Source organism: Kitasatospora sp. MY 5-36, assembly GCF_001182915.1.
In the GTDB taxonomy this organism is placed as follows: domain Bacteria; phylum Actinomycetota; class Actinomycetes; order Streptomycetales; family Streptomycetaceae; genus Kitasatospora.
Genome location: NZ_LFVW01000256.1, coordinates 1 through 15,092, shown reverse-complemented (window position 1 = coordinate 15,092; position 15,092 = coordinate 1). Strand labels below are relative to the sequence as shown.

Annotated in this window: 15 protein-coding genes and 2 pseudogenes; 7 read left to right on the top strand and 10 right to left on the bottom strand. The window is 72.8% G+C overall.

What is annotated here, in order from left to right:
* The coding region (locus AE652_RS18295) for a hypothetical protein (RefSeq protein WP_049652774.1) at positions 1 to 628 on the bottom strand (628 nt) is incomplete at its 3' end.
* 130 nt (positions 629 to 758) lie between these two features.
* Here AE652_RS18295 and AE652_RS18290 point away from each other — a divergent pair.
* Positions 759 to 1,421: a GNAT family N-acetyltransferase gene (locus AE652_RS18290; RefSeq protein ID WP_049652772.1), complete on the top strand. Its 663-nt coding sequence runs from the start codon at positions 759 to 761 to the stop codon at positions 1,419 to 1,421.
* Between the two features lie 31 nt (positions 1,422 to 1,452).
* Here AE652_RS18290 and AE652_RS18285 read toward each other — a convergent pair whose 3' ends face one another.
* Both AE652_RS18285 and AE652_RS18280 read right to left on the bottom strand, forming a co-directional pair.
* Positions 1,453 to 2,316: an SGNH/GDSL hydrolase family protein gene (locus AE652_RS18285; RefSeq protein ID WP_049652771.1), complete on the bottom strand. Its 864-nt coding sequence runs from the start codon at positions 2,314 to 2,316 to the stop codon at positions 1,453 to 1,455.
* A gap of 336 nt (positions 2,317 to 2,652) precedes the next feature.
* A pseudogene (locus tag AE652_RS18280) lies at positions 2,653 to 3,006 on the bottom strand (winged helix-turn-helix transcriptional regulator); the annotation flags it as partial.
* 97 nt (positions 3,007 to 3,103) lie between these two features.
* Between AE652_RS18280 and AE652_RS18275 the strand changes: the two are divergent.
* Together AE652_RS18275 and AE652_RS18270 are read left to right on the top strand one after the other, a co-directional pair.
* Positions 3,104 to 4,318, top strand: a complete 1,215-nt coding sequence (locus AE652_RS18275; protein ID WP_049652769.1) for a pyridoxal phosphate-dependent aminotransferase — start codon at positions 3,104 to 3,106, stop codon at positions 4,316 to 4,318.
* A gap of 18 nt (positions 4,319 to 4,336) precedes the next feature.
* Positions 4,337 to 4,669 carry a YnfA family protein gene (locus AE652_RS18270; protein WP_049652768.1) on the top strand — a complete coding sequence of 111 codons (333 nt, stop codon included), beginning with the start codon at positions 4,337 to 4,339 and terminating at the stop codon, positions 4,667 to 4,669.
* Positions 4,670 to 4,772: 103 nt separating this feature from the next.
* Here the strand turns inward: AE652_RS18270 and AE652_RS18265 are convergent, their stop codons facing one another.
* The 3 genes from AE652_RS18265 to AE652_RS18255 all read right to left on the bottom strand — a co-directional run bounded on the left by AE652_RS18265 (position 4,773) and on the right by AE652_RS18255 (position 7,501).
* Positions 4,773 to 6,440, bottom strand: a complete 1,668-nt coding sequence (locus AE652_RS18265; protein WP_079272061.1) for a metallophosphoesterase family protein — start codon at positions 6,438 to 6,440, stop codon at positions 4,773 to 4,775.
* Between the two features lie 202 nt (positions 6,441 to 6,642).
* Positions 6,643 to 6,897 carry a hypothetical protein gene (locus tag AE652_RS18260; protein WP_049652766.1) on the bottom strand — a complete coding sequence of 85 codons (255 nt, stop codon included), beginning with the start codon at positions 6,895 to 6,897 and terminating at the stop codon, positions 6,643 to 6,645.
* A 187-nt stretch (positions 6,898 to 7,084) separates the two neighbouring features.
* On the bottom strand, positions 7,085 to 7,501 hold the full coding sequence (locus AE652_RS18255) for a hypothetical protein (protein ID WP_049652764.1): 417 nt from the start codon (positions 7,499 to 7,501) through the stop codon (positions 7,085 to 7,087).
* A gap of 192 nt (positions 7,502 to 7,693) precedes the next feature.
* On the opposite strand from AE652_RS18255, the gene lepB reads away from it, so the two are divergent.
* Positions 7,694 to 8,320, top strand: coding sequence for a signal peptidase I (gene lepB, locus AE652_RS18250; RefSeq protein WP_159028477.1), 627 nt, complete (start codon positions 7,694 to 7,696; stop codon positions 8,318 to 8,320).
* Between the two features lie 104 nt (positions 8,321 to 8,424).
* Here lepB and AE652_RS18245 read toward each other — a convergent pair whose 3' ends face one another.
* The 3 genes from AE652_RS18245 to AE652_RS18235 form a co-directional block, all read right to left on the bottom strand.
* Positions 8,425 to 8,715, bottom strand: a complete 291-nt coding sequence (locus AE652_RS18245) for a hypothetical protein (protein ID WP_049652761.1) — start codon at positions 8,713 to 8,715, stop codon at positions 8,425 to 8,427.
* Positions 8,712 to 8,993, bottom strand: coding sequence for a hypothetical protein (locus AE652_RS18240; protein WP_074002209.1), 282 nt, complete (start codon positions 8,991 to 8,993; stop codon positions 8,712 to 8,714). The genes AE652_RS18245 and AE652_RS18240 overlap by 4 nt, the downstream gene beginning before the upstream one ends.
* A 169-nt stretch (positions 8,994 to 9,162) precedes the next feature.
* Positions 9,163 to 10,818 (bottom strand): FAD-binding dehydrogenase, encoded by a 1,656-nt coding sequence (locus AE652_RS18235; protein WP_049652758.1) that lies wholly within the window; start codon positions 10,816 to 10,818, stop codon positions 9,163 to 9,165.
* Between the two features lie 368 nt (positions 10,819 to 11,186).
* On the opposite strand from AE652_RS18235, the gene AE652_RS18230 reads away from it, so the two are divergent.
* The gene (locus AE652_RS18230) at positions 11,187 to 12,125 is read left to right on the top strand and encodes an SGNH/GDSL hydrolase family protein (protein ID WP_053112120.1); all 939 of its coding nucleotides are present in this window, start codon (positions 11,187 to 11,189) and stop codon (positions 12,123 to 12,125) included.
* Positions 12,126 to 12,252: 127 nt separating this feature from the next.
* Here the strand turns inward: AE652_RS18230 and AE652_RS18225 are convergent, their stop codons facing one another.
* Positions 12,253 to 13,377, bottom strand: a complete 1,125-nt coding sequence (locus AE652_RS18225; protein ID WP_049652757.1) for a HoxN/HupN/NixA family nickel/cobalt transporter — start codon at positions 13,375 to 13,377, stop codon at positions 12,253 to 12,255.
* Positions 13,378 to 13,679: 302 nt separating this feature from the next.
* On the opposite strand from AE652_RS18225, the pseudogene AE652_RS18220 reads away from it, so the two are divergent.
* Both AE652_RS18220 and AE652_RS18215 read left to right on the top strand, forming a co-directional pair.
* Positions 13,680 to 14,627 (top strand): annotated as a pseudogene (locus tag AE652_RS18220) (hydrolase); the annotation flags it as partial.
* A 226-nt stretch (positions 14,628 to 14,853) separates the two neighbouring features.
* The coding region (locus AE652_RS18215; protein ID WP_049652754.1) for a CocE/NonD family hydrolase at positions 14,854 to 15,092 on the top strand (239 nt) is incomplete at its 3' end.

The window sequence follows — 15,092 nt, the reverse complement described above, 5'->3', positions numbered from 1 at the left end:
CGCGCAGGCGGGCGCCGAAGAGGTCGGCGCCGCGGAGCTCGCGGCGGCGCGGGACGGCCGCGCGGACCAGTTCGCCGGCCCGCAGCAGCAGCTCGCTGACCCGCTGCCGGTGGGCCGGGACGTCGACGGCGAGGATCTCCTCGGGGGTGCCGCCGGCCAGCCGGTCGGTCTCCGCCAGCGCCTGCCGCAGTTCGTCGTGGACGGGCTGGGCGGGGGCGAAGGTGAGCGCCTCGGCGAGGTACCGGAGCAGCTCGTGCAGCTGCCGCACGACCGGGAAGACGTCGAACATCGCCTTGGCGCTGTCCGGCTCCTCGCGCCAGCTGCGGCCGCCGAAGGTCACCTGGGAGACCCGCTGCCCGGCGCCGAAGCAGTCGTAGACGGTGCAGCCCTGGAAGCCCTTGTCGCGCAGCCGCACGTGGATGCCGCAGCTGAAGTCGGTCTGGAGGTTGTGGCAGGGGCTGCCGGCCTGCTTGTTCATGGCGAAGTCGGACCCGGCGGCGAACGGCAGGGCGACGCAGCAGAGCCCGAAGCAGCTGCCGCAGTCGGCCCGGAGCGCGGTCGGCTGCGGGGTCGGTGGCGGGGTCGGCGCGGCCGCCGTCTGGTCCTGCGGCGACTCGGTCTCGCGCACGTTCCGGGGTCCTTCCAGCAGCGGGGCGCCGGTCGGCGCGGTGAACCCCGAAATCCTACTGGGCAGACGACCCTCGGCGCCGGTAAGCTGCCCAGCGCAGTAGAGACCATTACACACGGGGGTGGGTGCCATGCGGGAGCCGGACATCAGGGAACTGGTCCGGATGTGGATCTCGGGCTGGGCCGTCTCGCGCGGCTCCGCCGAGCCGGTGGACCAGCCCTGGGGCTGGAGCATCGACGTCGGCGCGCCGGTCGGCGAGGTCGGCCGGCACGTGCTGCCGGAGCCGACCGAGGCCGAGGTCCGCAAGCTCGGCGAGACCGTCACCGCGCCGACCACCTGGCTGAAGCTGTTCGCCGAGGACGCCACCGTGCGCCCCTGGCTGGACGAACGGTGGCGGCTGGACGCGCCGGGCTTCCTGATGAGCGTCCCGCTCGTCCCCGAGCGGCCCGAGGCCCCGGCCGGGTACACCGTGACCACCTGGGAGCGGGGCGGGATCCTCCGGGCGCTGGTGCGCACCGGGGACGGGCACCTCGCCGCCCGCGGCCAGGCGGGCCTGGCCGGCCCCGTGGCCGTACCGGACCAGATCACCACCGCACCGGAGCACCGCCGCCGGGGCCTGGGCGCCCTGGTGATGCGGACGCTCCAGTCCGCCGCGCACGAGCGGGGCGCGCGCACCGGCGTGCTGGTCGGCACCCCGGAGGGGCAGGCGCTCTACACGGCGCTCGGCTGGACCACCCACGCCCCGATGGCGAGCCTGGTCCTCGACGCGCCGGGCGTCCACGACACCGAGTAGGCCGGGGCCCGTGGCACCCGGGCGGCGGGCCTCAGCGGTACGGCAGCAGCTCCGGCCGCTTCGCCGGGCGGCCGTCGCCCGAGGAGCGGCCGGTGAGGCGGCGGCCGATCCACGGGCCGACGTGGGTGCCCAGCCAGCGGGCGTCCTCGCGCAGCCGCTCGCCGCGGCCGGCCGGGGCGGCGGCGGGCAGCGGGGCGCGCCAGTCGAAGGCGGCGGGGCGGCCGAGCGCCTCCAGCACGCCCTCGGCGACCCGGCGGTGCCCCTCGGGCGACAGGTGCAGGCGGTCCTCGGCCCACAGCCGGCGGTCGTCGAAGCACGGCGCGGAGAACAGGTCGACCACGACGAAGCCGTCCTGCCGGCCCAGTTCCTGGACGAAGGCCTTCATCCGCAGGATCGCGGGCAGCAGCCGGGCGCCGCCCGCCATCCTGCGGGTCGGGTCGGTGCTGGTGAACAGCACGACGGTCGCGCCGGTGGCGCGCAGCCCGTCGGCGCAGCGGCCGAGCAGCCGCTCGACGGCGTCGATGTCGCAGCCGGGGCGCAGCACGTCGTTGAGGCCGCCGGCCAGGGTGACCAGCTCGGCGCCCATCGCGGCGGCGGGGGCGAGCTGCTCGTCGTGGATCTGGCCGATGAGCTTGCCGCGGACGGCGAGGTTGGCGTACCGGAAGCCGGTGCCCGCGGACTCCGGCTCGGCGTGCTCAGCGTGCTCAGAGCCTTCGCTGTGCTCAGAGCGTTCGGCGCGCCCAGAGCGTTCGGCGTGCTCCGCGTGCTCGGCGGCCAGTGCCGAGGCGACCCGGTCGGCCCAGCCCCGGTAGTGGCCGTCCGGCAGCAGGTCGTCGCACATGCCCTCGGTGAAGGAGTCGCCGACGGCGACGTAGCTGCGGTAGGGGGTGGGCACGGGCTGGCCTCCGCTCTCCCGGGATGACTCCGGCGGTTCGACGATCCGACGATCGTACGTGCGTGCCCGTCCGGAACCGCAGCGGGCCCCGGCGGCTCCGGCGGACCCCCGACGGTCCCCGGCGACCACCGGCGAACCTCGGCGCTCATCGCACGCCGATCGTTCGTTTATCGGCCCGGGCCATCCTGAGCCCACGGGGCGGCGGTCGGCGACGGGGGCCTTGCCGCCGCCCCAACCAGGCCACCATGCCCGCCGCAGGCACCGCGCCCACCGCGACGGTCAGCCCGTCACGGCCACCGCCTCCTCGCCGGCCTCCTCGCCCGCCTTCCGGGGCGTGAACCAGTGCTCGCGCACGGCGTCGGTGGGCCGCTGCTCGCCGAGGGCGGCCAGGCCCCACTCCCCCAGTGCCTCGATGACCGGCCGCAGTTCGCGGCCGCGCCCGGTCAGCTCGTAGACCGTCGCGTTGGCGGGCCGCTCCAGTCGGCGGCGGGCGATCAGTCCGTCGCCCTCCAGCTGCTTGAGCCGGGCGGCCAGGATGTCGGTGGAGACGCCGGGCAGGTCGGCGTGCAGGTCGGTGTAGCGGCGCGGGCCGCCGAGGAGCTCACGGACGATCAGGAGGCTCCAGCGCTCCCCCACCGCGTCCAGGGCGCGGGCGACGGCGCAGTACTGGTCGTAGCTTCGGCGTGACATGCGGATCAGCATAGCCAAGAGGTTGGACTTTCCAAGTACTCACTTGGTAGAACAAAGCTGAAGCAACGGAGCGGTGGTGACGGTCGGGAGGCCGCAGATGGAGTTTCGACAGTCCAGCAAGCTGAATGACGTGTGCTACGAGATCCGGGGCCCGGTGGTCGACCAGGCCAACGCCCTGGAGGAGGCCGGGCACAGCGTGCTGCGGCTGAACACCGGCAACCCCGCCCCCTTCGGCTTCGAGGCGCCCGAGGAGATCCTCCAGGACATCATCCGCAACCTGCCCAAGGCGCACGGCTACAGCGACTCGCGCGGCATCCTGCCGGCCCGTCGCGCGGTGGTGCAGTACTACCAGCAGCGCGGGGTCGAGGGCGTCACCGTCAACGACGTCTACCTCGGCAACGGCGTCTCCGAGCTGATCCAGATGGCCGTCACCGCGCTCGTGGACGACGGCGACGAGGTGCTCGTGCCGATGCCCGACTACCCGCTCTGGACGGCCGTGGTCCGGCTGGCCGGCGGCAAGGCCGTGCACTACCTGTGCGACGAACAGGCCGAGTGGTACCCGGACCTGGACGACATCGCCGCCAAGATCACCGCCCGCACCAAGGCGATCGTCGTCATCAACCCCAACAACCCCACCGGCGCGGTCTACCCGAAGGAACTGCTGGAGGGCATCCTCGACCTGGCCCGCCGCCACCACCTGATGGTGCTGGCCGACGAGATCTACGACAAGATCCTCTACGACGACACCGAGCACCACTGCCTGGCCGCCCTGGCCGACGACGTCCTCACCCTCACCTTCAACGGCCTCTCCAAGGCCTACCGGGTGGCCGGCTTCCGCAGCGGCTGGCTGGTCGTCTCCGGGCCCCGGCAGCACGCCACCGACTACCTGGAGGGCCTGACCATGCTCTCCGGCATGCGGCTGTGCCCCAACGTGCCCGCCCAGTACGCCGTGCAGGCCGCGCTCGGCGGCCACCAGTCCATCAACGACCTGGTGCTGCCCGGCGGCCGGCTCACCGAGCAGCGCGACATCGCGGTCAAGGCGCTCAACGAGATCCCCGGCGTCAGCTGCGTCAAGCCCAAGGGCGCGCTGTACGCCTTCGCCAGGCTGGACCCGGCGGTGCACCGGATCGTCGACGACGAGCGGTTCGTGCTGGACCTGCTGCTGCGCGAGAAGATCCACGTCGTCCAGGGCACCGGCTTCAACTGGCCCCGCCCGGACCACTTCCGCTTCGTCACCCTGCCCCGGGCCGACGACCTGGAGACGGCCATCAACCGGATCGGGCGCTTCCTCGCGACGTACCGGCAGAGCTGACCGCCTAGGCTCTGGGTCGTGACCGTCCTGCGCTCCATCGCCCTGTTCGTCCTCGCCGCCCTCGCCGAGATCGGCGGCTGCTGGCTGATCTGGCAGAGCGTGCGCGAGCAACGGCCGTGGTGGCTGGCCGGGGTGGGCGTGGTGGTGCTCGGCGCGTACGGCTTCGTCGCGGCCCTGCAGCCGGACAGCCACTTCGGCCGGGTGCTGGCCGCGTACGGCGGGGTGTTCGTGGCCGGCTCGCTGCTGTGGGGCATGGCCGTGGACGGCTTCCGGCCGACCCGCTACGACGTGCTGGGCGCGCTGATCTGCCTGGCCGGGGTCGCCGTCATCATGTACGGCCCCCGGCGCTGAACGCACCGGTGCCCCGGTGTCGGACCCATCTCCGACACCGGGGCACCGTCACGACCGCCGGGCCCCGTCACCCTCGCCGGGGCACCGTCGCGACCGGCGGGGACTACCAGCCCCAGCCGCCGCCCTGGCCATCGTCGTCCCGGTCCGAGTCCCAGCCCTCGCCGACCGTGCGCAGGATCGTGTAGTTGTCGATCTGCGTGCCGTCCTCGGCCAGCGCGGTGACCTTCATGACCGACTTCTGGCCCAGGTGCTTCGGGGTGACGTCGACCTTGATGAAGGAGTAGCCGGTGTAGCGCACCCGCGACCACTGGATGGTCTCGGGGGTCTTCACCTTGCCCTTGCTCCAGTAGTAGGTCTTGACCTCGTCCTGGTGGTTCTCGTGCCCCTCGTAGGTGTCCGGCACGTCGAACTTGTACAGGCTGCGGCCGGCCGCGCCCGCGGTGACGTAGACCACGCCGTCCTTGGCCGGCTCGATGGTGGCGCCGCTCGGCACCTGCTTCGAGACCTTGTTGCCGAGGATCGCGTCGGTGCGCTCGTAGATGTGGTTGTGGCCGTTGATGACCAGGTCCACCCGGTACTTCTCGAACAGCGGCACCCAGGCCTCGCGGACACCGCCCTCGGAGGCGTGCGCGACGGTGGTGGAGAAGGCGCAGTGGTGGAAGAAGACCACGACGAAGTCGATGGTCTCGTCGTTGCGCAGGTCCTTGAGGGTGCGCTCCAGCCACTTGGTCTGCTTGTTCGCCGAGATGCCCAGGTTGGCCGGGATCTCGTAGGAGACGTCGTTGGCGTCCAGCGAGATGACGCCGACGTTCTTGTAGCGGAAGGTGTAGACGCCGGGGACCTGGCGCGGGTCCGGGCCGTTGTTCGGCAGGAAGAAGCGGGCGTTCTCGCCGCCGTAGCCGTTCGGCGAGTACCAGGCCTCGATGTCGTGGTTGCCGTACGCGACCATCCACGGGATCTCGGCGGCGACCGTCTCGGTCTGCACCAGGAAGTCGTCCCAGGTCTTCGCGTTGAAGACGGACTTGTCCGGGTCGGTGCCGGAACCGGCCGGGTCGGCGTAGCAGATGTCGCCGGCGTGCAGGTGGAAGGCCGGGTTCTGCGCCTTGATGATGTGGTCGTTGCCGGCCGCGTGCGCGCTGACGCCCTGGTCGCCGAAGGCGGTGAAGGTGAACGGCTCGTACACCTTGCCCCAGCGGTGGTCGCGGGACGGCGCGGTGCGGAAGGTGTGCAGGGTGGAGATCTGCTGCTGCGCGGCCGGGTCGAAGCCCTCGTGGCCGACACCGTAGTAGTAGGTGGTGTCGGGGCGCAGGTCCTCCAGCGCCACGTGCAGGTAGTACTGGTCCACCGGCTGGCTGTTCGGGGTCAGCGCCGGGGTGTGCAGGGCGCGGACCTCGGCCTGGACCTTGTGGCTCAGCTCCCACGGGGTCTTGCCGAAGCGCAGGAACGGCTTCTTGACCGGGGCCGGGACCTGCCAGGAGATGCGGAACTGGGTGTCCGGCTCCGGGCCGAACTGGAGGTGACGGCCGATCGGCGCGACCAGCGAGCCGTCGATGCCACTGGTCGTGCCACCGGTCAGCAGCTGCGGGCCGGCCGGGGCGGCGAAGGCCGTGCCGCTGCCCAGCGCGCCACCGACGGCGACGGCGCCCACGGTCACGGCACCGGCGCGCAGCATCCGGCGGCGGGAGAAGCGGGCCCGCAGGTACTCGTGCTGCTCGGCCATGCTCATGCGGTCGGCAAGCTTGGCCGGCACGCCCATGTTGGGGATATCCATGCGCGGGACTCTTCCAGCGGCGCGTTGATCGCGCACGGACGCCGGGTGAACGGGTCGCAGCGTACCGCCCATTCGAACGCCAATGTTCGACCATGGTTTGGCAAAGGCCGTGTCCGCACCGTTCCGACGCCGCATCATGGCCCCCATCCGCCCCGTGGCCTGAGCGGGCGTCGGCGGAAGCGCGGACAGCGTTCGGACCTGGTCAGCCGGAGCGCTCGTCCCACTGGGTGGCGGTCCGGTTGCCGGTGCCGTCGCAGGTGCGGCAGATCTCGTCCCGGTAGGCGTGCTTGGCGCCGGTCGCGTCGACCCGGTAGCGCACGTACACGCCGGTGCCGTCGCAGAGGAAGCAGTTGCCGCCCCCGCCGCCCACCTCGGTGGTGCCGGTGCCCTGGCAGGTCCGGCAGCTGAGGCCGGCGGTCCGGCCGGTGCCCGCGCAGATGCGGCAGACCGTCGTCATCGGCTTCCTCCCTCGCGCGGAAACGGCTCGGCGCCGTCCGGAAGGGCCCGACACCACCGGTCATGGTAGTGGTGAAGGCACCCGGACCGACCCGGGTTCGGCCCGGGTAGACATGATCCGACGATCATCCTGTAGGACCAACGGCCGACCTCAGCCGGGGCCCGACCTCACTCCGGCAGACCCGTCCTCACTCCGGCAGGCCCTCGCGGACCCGCCGGGACACCGAGATCAGCTGGAGGTCCAGCAGCCCCGGCGGATCGGCCAGGCCCGGGCCGCCCGCGCGCACCCAGGCGCCGATCTCGTCGATCATGTCGTCCATCAGCACGAAGCCCAGCCAGACCGGCCGGCCGCCCGCCGCCCGGCCCTCCGCCGAGGGGCCGACCACCACCACGTTCGACTGGGTGCACACGTCCAGGCACTTGACCGCCCGGACCCGGCCCGCCGAGCCCACCGCCGTCCGCAGCCGCTCGTACTGGCCCGCGTGGTCCACCCCCGGGTGCTTGGCCTCGGTGCCGCAGCAGCAGCCCCGGCAGACCGTCACGGTCACGGGGGCACCGGCGCCCCGCTTGCGGTCCCGGGCACCGTCGCGCTCTCGGCGGCTCATCGGCTCTGCTCCCCCTCGTGGTCGGCGGCGCGCTCCGCACCGGCCCCCGCACTGTACCCGCAGGCCAGCGGGCATCCCAGACCCTTAGGATGCGCACGGCCCACGGGCCACCACACGACTCACGAACAACAAGGGGAGGACGGCCTGATGCCGAAGCGAAGGGGCCGCCGCGGTACATGGATATCGGTGGCCGTGGGGGTGGTCGGGGTCCTGTGCGCCGTGCTCGGGTTCGCCGTGATCGGCTCCGGCTACGGCTACCACCGCCTGACGGGCGACACGATGTCGCCGGAGCTGGCGCCGGGCACCGGGCTCTGGACCGACCGGGTCCAGCCCGCGGACGTGCGCCACGGCGAGGTCTACGCCGTCGACTCCCCCTGGACGTTGCAGGGTACGGTCATCCAGCGGGTCATGGCCCTGGGCGGCGACCGCATCGCCTGCGCGAACGGGCAGTTCAGCCTCAACGGGAAGCCGGTCGACGAGCCGCCGGCCCGGCAGGCCCACACCTGCTACCTCGACTTCGACGTCACCGTCCCGCCGGGCCGGGCCTTCCTGATGGGGGACCGCCGCGCCGACGCCTTCGACTCCCGGATCAACCTGGCCGACCAGCAGGGCACCGTCGACCTCGCCAAGGTCGGCGAGCGGGTGGTGTGGCACAGCGGCGCCGACAATGAGGCGCTGCCCGGCAAGCTCACCGGGGCGCTCGTCCTGGCCGCGCTCGGGCTGCTGCTGGCCCTCGTAGGCCTGATCGCGGCGATCGTCTTCGCCGTCCGCGGCCGGGCCGCCCGGCCCCTGGGGCTGGAGCCGCCGGCCACCCCCTGACGCCGTCGCCACCCGTCGGCGCCCGGTCGACCAGCACTACGCAGCCAGGCCCTGACCGCCGGTTCCCGACCGGCCGGCCCTCGGTCTCACCGAAGGCGGGCCGGTCAGTCCGCTCGCAGGACACGGGAGACGTAGACCCGGGGCGGGTCCGCGTCCTCGTTCACCGCGTACTCCACCAGCCCGAGGTCCCGGCGCAGCGGGGCCGAGTGCATCCCGGGCCGGCCGGGCACCGGCATGCTCAGGCGGGGGAACGGATCCTCCCGCAGGTCGACCAGGAAGGCCACGACCGCCGAGAACACGTCGGCCGGCGTGCCAGGGTCGCCGAGGAACTCCTCCACGGCCGGGGAGACGGTGATCGGGTCGTCGTCGTCCGGGAACTCGTCGTAGCCGCTCACCGGGCCCCGAGCCGGCGCAGGACCGCGGAAGCGGAGGCGCCGGGAGCGGTGCCGGCCTGGACGGCGGCGTGGATCCGGTCGCCCTCCGGGTCGCGGTACAGCTCCGCCCGCAGCCACCACCGCTTCAGTACGCCGCCGATCGTCTCGATGTCGGCTTCGCCCATCTCCCGGTAGAACTCCATGCGCTGCGCGGGCGGCAGGGCCGCGGCCACACCGTCCTGGGTGCGGGGGACGGGCTGGCGGCTGTCGTGGTGACCGTGCAGGGGTGCTGCGCTCACCGTTCCTCCGAACGTCTCGTGCGGGCGGGACCGCTCCCAGTGTCCTCCCCCAGGGGCCGGTCCGGTACCGCCTTCCGACCGCCGGGGCCCTCCCCTGTCCGGCCGAGGGACATGCCGCAGGCCCGGTAGGAGGGGCCGGGGGCGCCGCTACCCGGCGGCCCCGGCGCCGCTACCCGACCGCCCGCGCCGCCGCCCGGCCCGCCGTGCGGCCCGAGAACAGGCAGCCGCCCAGGAAGGTGCCCTCCAGCGAGCGGTACCCGTGCACGCCCCCGCCGCCGAACCCGGCGGCCTCGCCTGCCGCGTACACCCCGGGCAGCACCTCGCCGTCGGGGCGCAGCACCCGGGAGGAGAGGTCGGTCTCCAGGCCGCCCAGCGACTTGCGGGTCAGGATGTTCAGCCGGACGGCGATCAGCGGGGCGGCGCCCGGGTCGAGGATGCGGTGCGGGGCGGCGGTGCGGATGAGCCGGTCGCCGAGGTGGCGGCGGGCGCCGTGGATGGCGGTGACCTGGAGGTCCTTGGCGAAGGGGTTGGCCAGCTGCCGGTCGCGGTCCTCGACGGTGCGGCGCAGTTCGTCCGGGTCGATCAGCGGCTCGGCGGTCCTGGCGTTCATGCCCCGGGCGAGGTCGGCGAGGTTCCCGGCGACCACGAAGTCCCGTCCGTGCCGCAGGTGGGCCTGGACCGGGCCGGGGGCGCCGGGCAGCGCGCGTCCGAGCACGCCGCGCACCGACTTCCCGGTCAGGTCGGGGTTCTGCTCGGAGCCGGAGAGGGTGAACTCCTTCTCGACGATGCGCTGGTTGAGCACGAACCAGGTGTACTCGTACCCGGTGGTCATGATGTGTTCGAGCGTTCCGAGGGTGTCGAAGCCGGGGAACAGCGGGACGGGCAGCCGCCGGCCGCGGGCGTCCAGCCAGAGCGAGGACGGGCCGGGCAGGATGCGGATGCCGTGCCGGGCCCAGATCGGGTCCCAGTTCTCGATGCCCTCGGTGTAGTGCCACATCCGGTCGCCGTTGATCAGGCTGCCGCCGGCCCGGCCGACGACGTCCAGCATCAGTCCGTCCACGTGCGCGGGCACCCCGGAGAGCAGCCTGGCGGGCGGGGTGCCGAGCCGGGCCGGCCAGGCCTTGCGGACCAGGTCGTGGTTGCCGCCGATGCCGCCGGAGGTGACGATCACGGCCTGGGCGCGCAACTGAAAGCCGCCGGCCGCCTCGCGCGAGCTGGCCTCGCCCCGGCCCGCCGGGCTGGGCACCAGCACCTCGCCGGTGACGGTGTCGACGGCGCCCGCGGTGGCGGACAGCCCGGTGACCCGGTGCCTGAAGCGCAGGTCCACCAGGCCGCGGGCGGCGGCCGCGCGGACCCGCCGGACGAAGGGCACCAGCAGTCCCGGTCCGGTGCCCCAGGTGATGTGGAAGCGCGGCACCGAGTTGCCGGGCCCGTCGGCGAGTTGACCGCCGCGCTCGGCCCAGCCGACCACCGGGAAGAACCGCACGCCCATGCCGTGCAGCCAGGAGCGCTTCTCGCCCGCCGCGAAGTCCACGTACGCCTCGGCCCAGCGGCGCGGCCAGGCGTCCTCGGGGCGGTCGAAGCCGGCCGTGCCGAACCAGTCCTGCCGGGCGAGGGCGTGCGAGTCGTGGATCCGCATCCGGCGCTGCTCGGGCGAGTCGACCAGGAAGAGTCCGCCGAAGGACCAGTGCGCCTGGCCGCCGAGGGAGGCCGCGGGCTCCTGGTCGAGCAGGATCACCTTCCGTCCGGCGTCGGCGAGTTCGGCGGTGGCGGCGAGGCCCGCGAGGCCCGCCCCGATGACGATGACGTCGGCGTCCAGGGCCATGCGCAGTCCTCCGTGGCGGCTCGCGGTGGCGGCGCGCCCGGGACGCGCCGTCGCTGTGCGCCCGATACTGCGGCCTGCGGTGACGTCCGGTCAACCGGCGGGTAACAACCGCCGGCGTGAATTCCGCTCCACGCCGTTTCGGAATTGCCGTCGACGGCCGGGCGATACCCGCGCGATTGCCGAGCGATACCCGGTGGAGCGAAATGCGAAATGCCGTTCGACACCGTTCGACCACATCTGACGGAATGTCGGCGATTTCCGCGCGAACCATGGACGTCCGGGAAACACGGCAGTAACTTACCTGCGAGTAGCCGTAGTCCGGCTCCGCACGAACCCCCACCCGTCGTTTCTCTCCCCCAGGAGGAACCGTGCTCCGTCCTGCCCGGAAATCCCGGCACCTCCGGAATTCCACCGCCCTCGCCGCCGTCGCCCTCGGCGCCGCGCTCGCGCTCACCTCCACCACCGCCCAGGCCGCCAGCCAGGCGCCCAGGAACTACGTGGCGCTCGGCGACTCCTACGCCGCCGGCGCCGGAGTGCCGGGCCAGTCGGCCGGCCTGTGCCTGCGCTCCGACCGCAACTACGGCCACCTGGTCGCCGGCGCCCTCAAGGCCGGCCGGTACACCGACGTCACCTGCGCCGCGGCCAAGATCAAGGCGATGACGCAGCCCCAGTACGACGCCTTCATCCGGGTCAACGACCCGCAGCTGGACGCGGTGACCGCCGACACCGACCTGGTCACCCTCGGGATCGGCGGCAACGACCTCGCGGCCAGCGACCTCGGGCTCGGCGAACTGGTCGCCACCTGCATCGCCGGCGCCGTCGTCAACCCGTTCGGCACGCCCTGCAAGGACGTCTACCACCACGGCCACTGGGACTGGAGCACCATGTCCTGGCAGTACGGCACCGACGACCTCGCCGAGCGGATCCGCACCACCATCACCCCGCAGCTGACCGACACCCTCAAGCGCGTCCACACCAAGGCACCCGGGGCCCGGGTGCTGCTGGTCGGCTACCCGTCCGTCCTGCCCGCCGACGGCTCGACCTGCGTGCTGCGCCAGCCCGTCACCCCGGGCGACGTCGAGTACATGCACGGGGTGCTGGACAAGCTGAACGCCGCCCTGAAGGCCACCGCGGCCGCGAACGGCGCGACCTACGTGGACACCGCGACACCGACCCTCGGGCACGACGTCTGCTCGGACGACCGCTGGATCGAGGGCGCGCTGCCCGGCTCGCCCGCCGTGCCGTTCCACCCGAACGCGACCGGCGAGCAGGTGATGGCGCAGGCGGTGCTCGCCGCGCTGAAGTAGCGGCGGGGCGCGCCACCGCGGCGCCGGAGACGGTGCCGGGGCGGCGCGGGGAGCGGTGCCGCCGGGAAAGCCCCGAGGGGCCGGTGACCAGACCCCGGTCACCGGCCCCTCGGTTCTCGTGCGCGCGCTACTCGGACTTCGCGGAGGCCGAGCCGGAGCCGGTGGCCGAGGCGGCGGCCAGCCCGGCCGACCACTTCTCCTCGACGTTGCCGAGCTTCCAGTAGGCGATCGCCGCGGCCCAGGTGAGCACGAACAGTCCGACGATCGCGTAACCGACGAAGTTGAGGTCCAGCCCGCCGATCCAGGCGATCGGGCCGCTGGTGATGTCCAGCTTCTCGCCGAGCAGGCCGATCAGCTCGATCGAGCCGATCACCAGCGCGACGAGCACCGACAGCCCGGTGACGGTCAGGTTGTAGTAGATCTTGCGGACCGGCTTGGAGAAGGCCCACTCGTACGCGAAGTTCATGAACGAGCCGTCGATGGTGTCCAGCAGGCTCATCCCGGCCGCGAACAGGATCGGCAGGGTGAGCAGCGCGTACCAGGGCAGCGAGAAGGCCGCCGCGCCGCCCGCCAGCACCAGCAGGGACACCTCGGTGGCGGTGTCGAAGCCCAGGCCGAACAGCAGGCCCACCGGGTACATGTGCCAGGGCTTGGTGACGGCCCTGGTGACCTTGCCGAGGATGCGGTTCATCAGCCCGCGCCGCTCCAGCTGGCGCTCCAGCTCCGCCTCGTCGTAGTCGCCCAGGCGCATCCGGCGGAAGACCTTGAGGATGCCGTTGAAGGCGCCCAGGTTGATCAGGCCGAGCAGCAGCAGGAAGGTGCCGGAGACGGTGACGCCGATCAGGCCGGTCATCTCGTGCAGCGTCGAGTCGTCGGACTCCACCTGGCCGGCCAGCGAGCGGATGCCGAAGGCCAGCAGCGCGCAGAGGCCGAAGACGATCGAGGAGTGCCCGAGCGAGAACCAGAAGCCGACCGACAGCGGCCGCTTGCCCTGGCCCATCAGCTTGCGGGTGGTGTTGTCGATGGCGGCGATGTGGTCGGCGTCGAAGGCGTGCCGCATGCCGAGGGTGTAGGCGGTCAGGCCCATGCCCGCGCCGAACACCTGGCCGCCGACGGTGTAGTGCTCGGGCTCGACCAGCGCGAGCAGGGTGAACCAGCCGACGACGTGCAGCGCGAGGATGAATCCGCCCATTCCGGCCAGGCGGATCCACTCCTCACGGGTGAGCCGGTCGCGCCAGCGGGGGGCGGTCATCGTCGTGTCCTTTCGGTCGGGCGGTCGAAGCTGGGCCATCTTTCCGCCTTGACGCGCGCAGTTGCAAGTCATGCGCAATTACGGATTCGTCTCCCCCCGCTTCCGCACCGTTTCCGCCCCGCTTTCACACCGCTTCCCCCCGGCTTCCCCCGACTTCCGACCGACCCCCGGAGATCGTCACCACCCGTACAAGGCTTCGTAACCTCCCAGGGCTTTCACCGTGCGCTCTACGCGCAGATACTCCCGTTCTACGCGCGAAAACCTGAGCGCCGACCCCTCAACTCCCCACGGAGGAACGGCTCATGACGATCCGTATTCGAACCGCCGCGGCCCTGGCCGGTGCGGCGCTGCTCGCGGCCGGTCTCACCACCCCCGTCGCCACCGCCGCGCCGGGCCCCACCGCCCCCACCACCCGGGCCGCCGCCACCCCGCACCGGGTGCTGTTCGACAACAGCAAGGCCGAGACCGCGGGCAACGCCGACTGGATCATCAGCACCAGCCAGCCCGACCCGCTGGCCCAGAACGCCAACCCCACCACCGAGAAGAGCTGGACCGGCGCCCTCTCCGCCTGGGGCGTCGCCCTCCAGAAGACCGGCCAGTACAGCCTGAAGACCCTCCCGGCCGGCTCCACCATCAGCTACGGCACCGGCGCCGCGCTCGACCTCGCCAACTTCGACACCTTCGTGATCCCGGAGCCCAACATCCGGTTCAGCGCGAGCGAGAAGACCGCGATCATGAAGTTCGTCCAGAACGGCGGCGGGCTCTTCCTGGTCTCCGACCACGTCAACAGCGACCGCAACAACGACGGCTGGGACTCCCCGAAGATCATCAACGACCTGCTGACCAGCAACGGGGTGAACAACAACGACCCCTTCGGCTTCTCGGTCGACCTGCTCAACATCACCACCGACAACCCGCGCGCGGTCAACGACGCGACCGACCCGGTGCTGCACGGCCCCTTCGGCACCGTCACCGGCTCGATCCTGCGCAACGGCACCACCTTCACCCTCAAGCCCGCCGACAACCCGAACGTCAAGGGCCTGGTCTACCGGACCGGCTACAGCGGCAACACCGGCGCCTTCTTCGTCACCAGCACCTTCGGCTCCGGCCGGGTCGCGGTCTGGGGCGACAGCTCCCCGATCGACGACGGCACCGGCCAGTCCGGCAACACCCTGTACAACGGCTGGGACGACCCGGCGGGCACCGACGCCGCCCTCGCCCTCAACGCCACCGCCTGGCTCAGCAAGGCCTGACCGGCCGCGCCCCGCGCCCGGGCGGCTCGCCCCGGGCGCCCTCGCCAGGAAACCCGGACGCCCTCACCAGGACACCCGGGCGCCCTCACCAGGAAAAGGGCCGCTCCCTCCCCTACTGTCGGAGTACCGACGCCCGCGGCGCGCTCGTACGGAGCGGCACCCCGTCCGTACGCGCCGCGGGCCCGCCGGTGCTCCACCGGCCCGGGACCGACAGGAGCGGCCGATGCCGTCCTACCCCTTCCACACCACCCGCGAGGACCTGCGCGTCCCGCTGCCCGACGGCACGCGGCTGGCCGCCCGGCTGTGGCGGCCGGTCGGCGACGAGCCCGGCCCCGCGCTGCTGGAGTACTCCGGCGGCCGCCTCACCGACCGGACCGCCGCCGAGGACGCCCGCCGCCACCCCTGGTACGCGGGCCACGGCTACACCGCCGTCCGGGTCGACACCCGCGGGCACGGCAACTC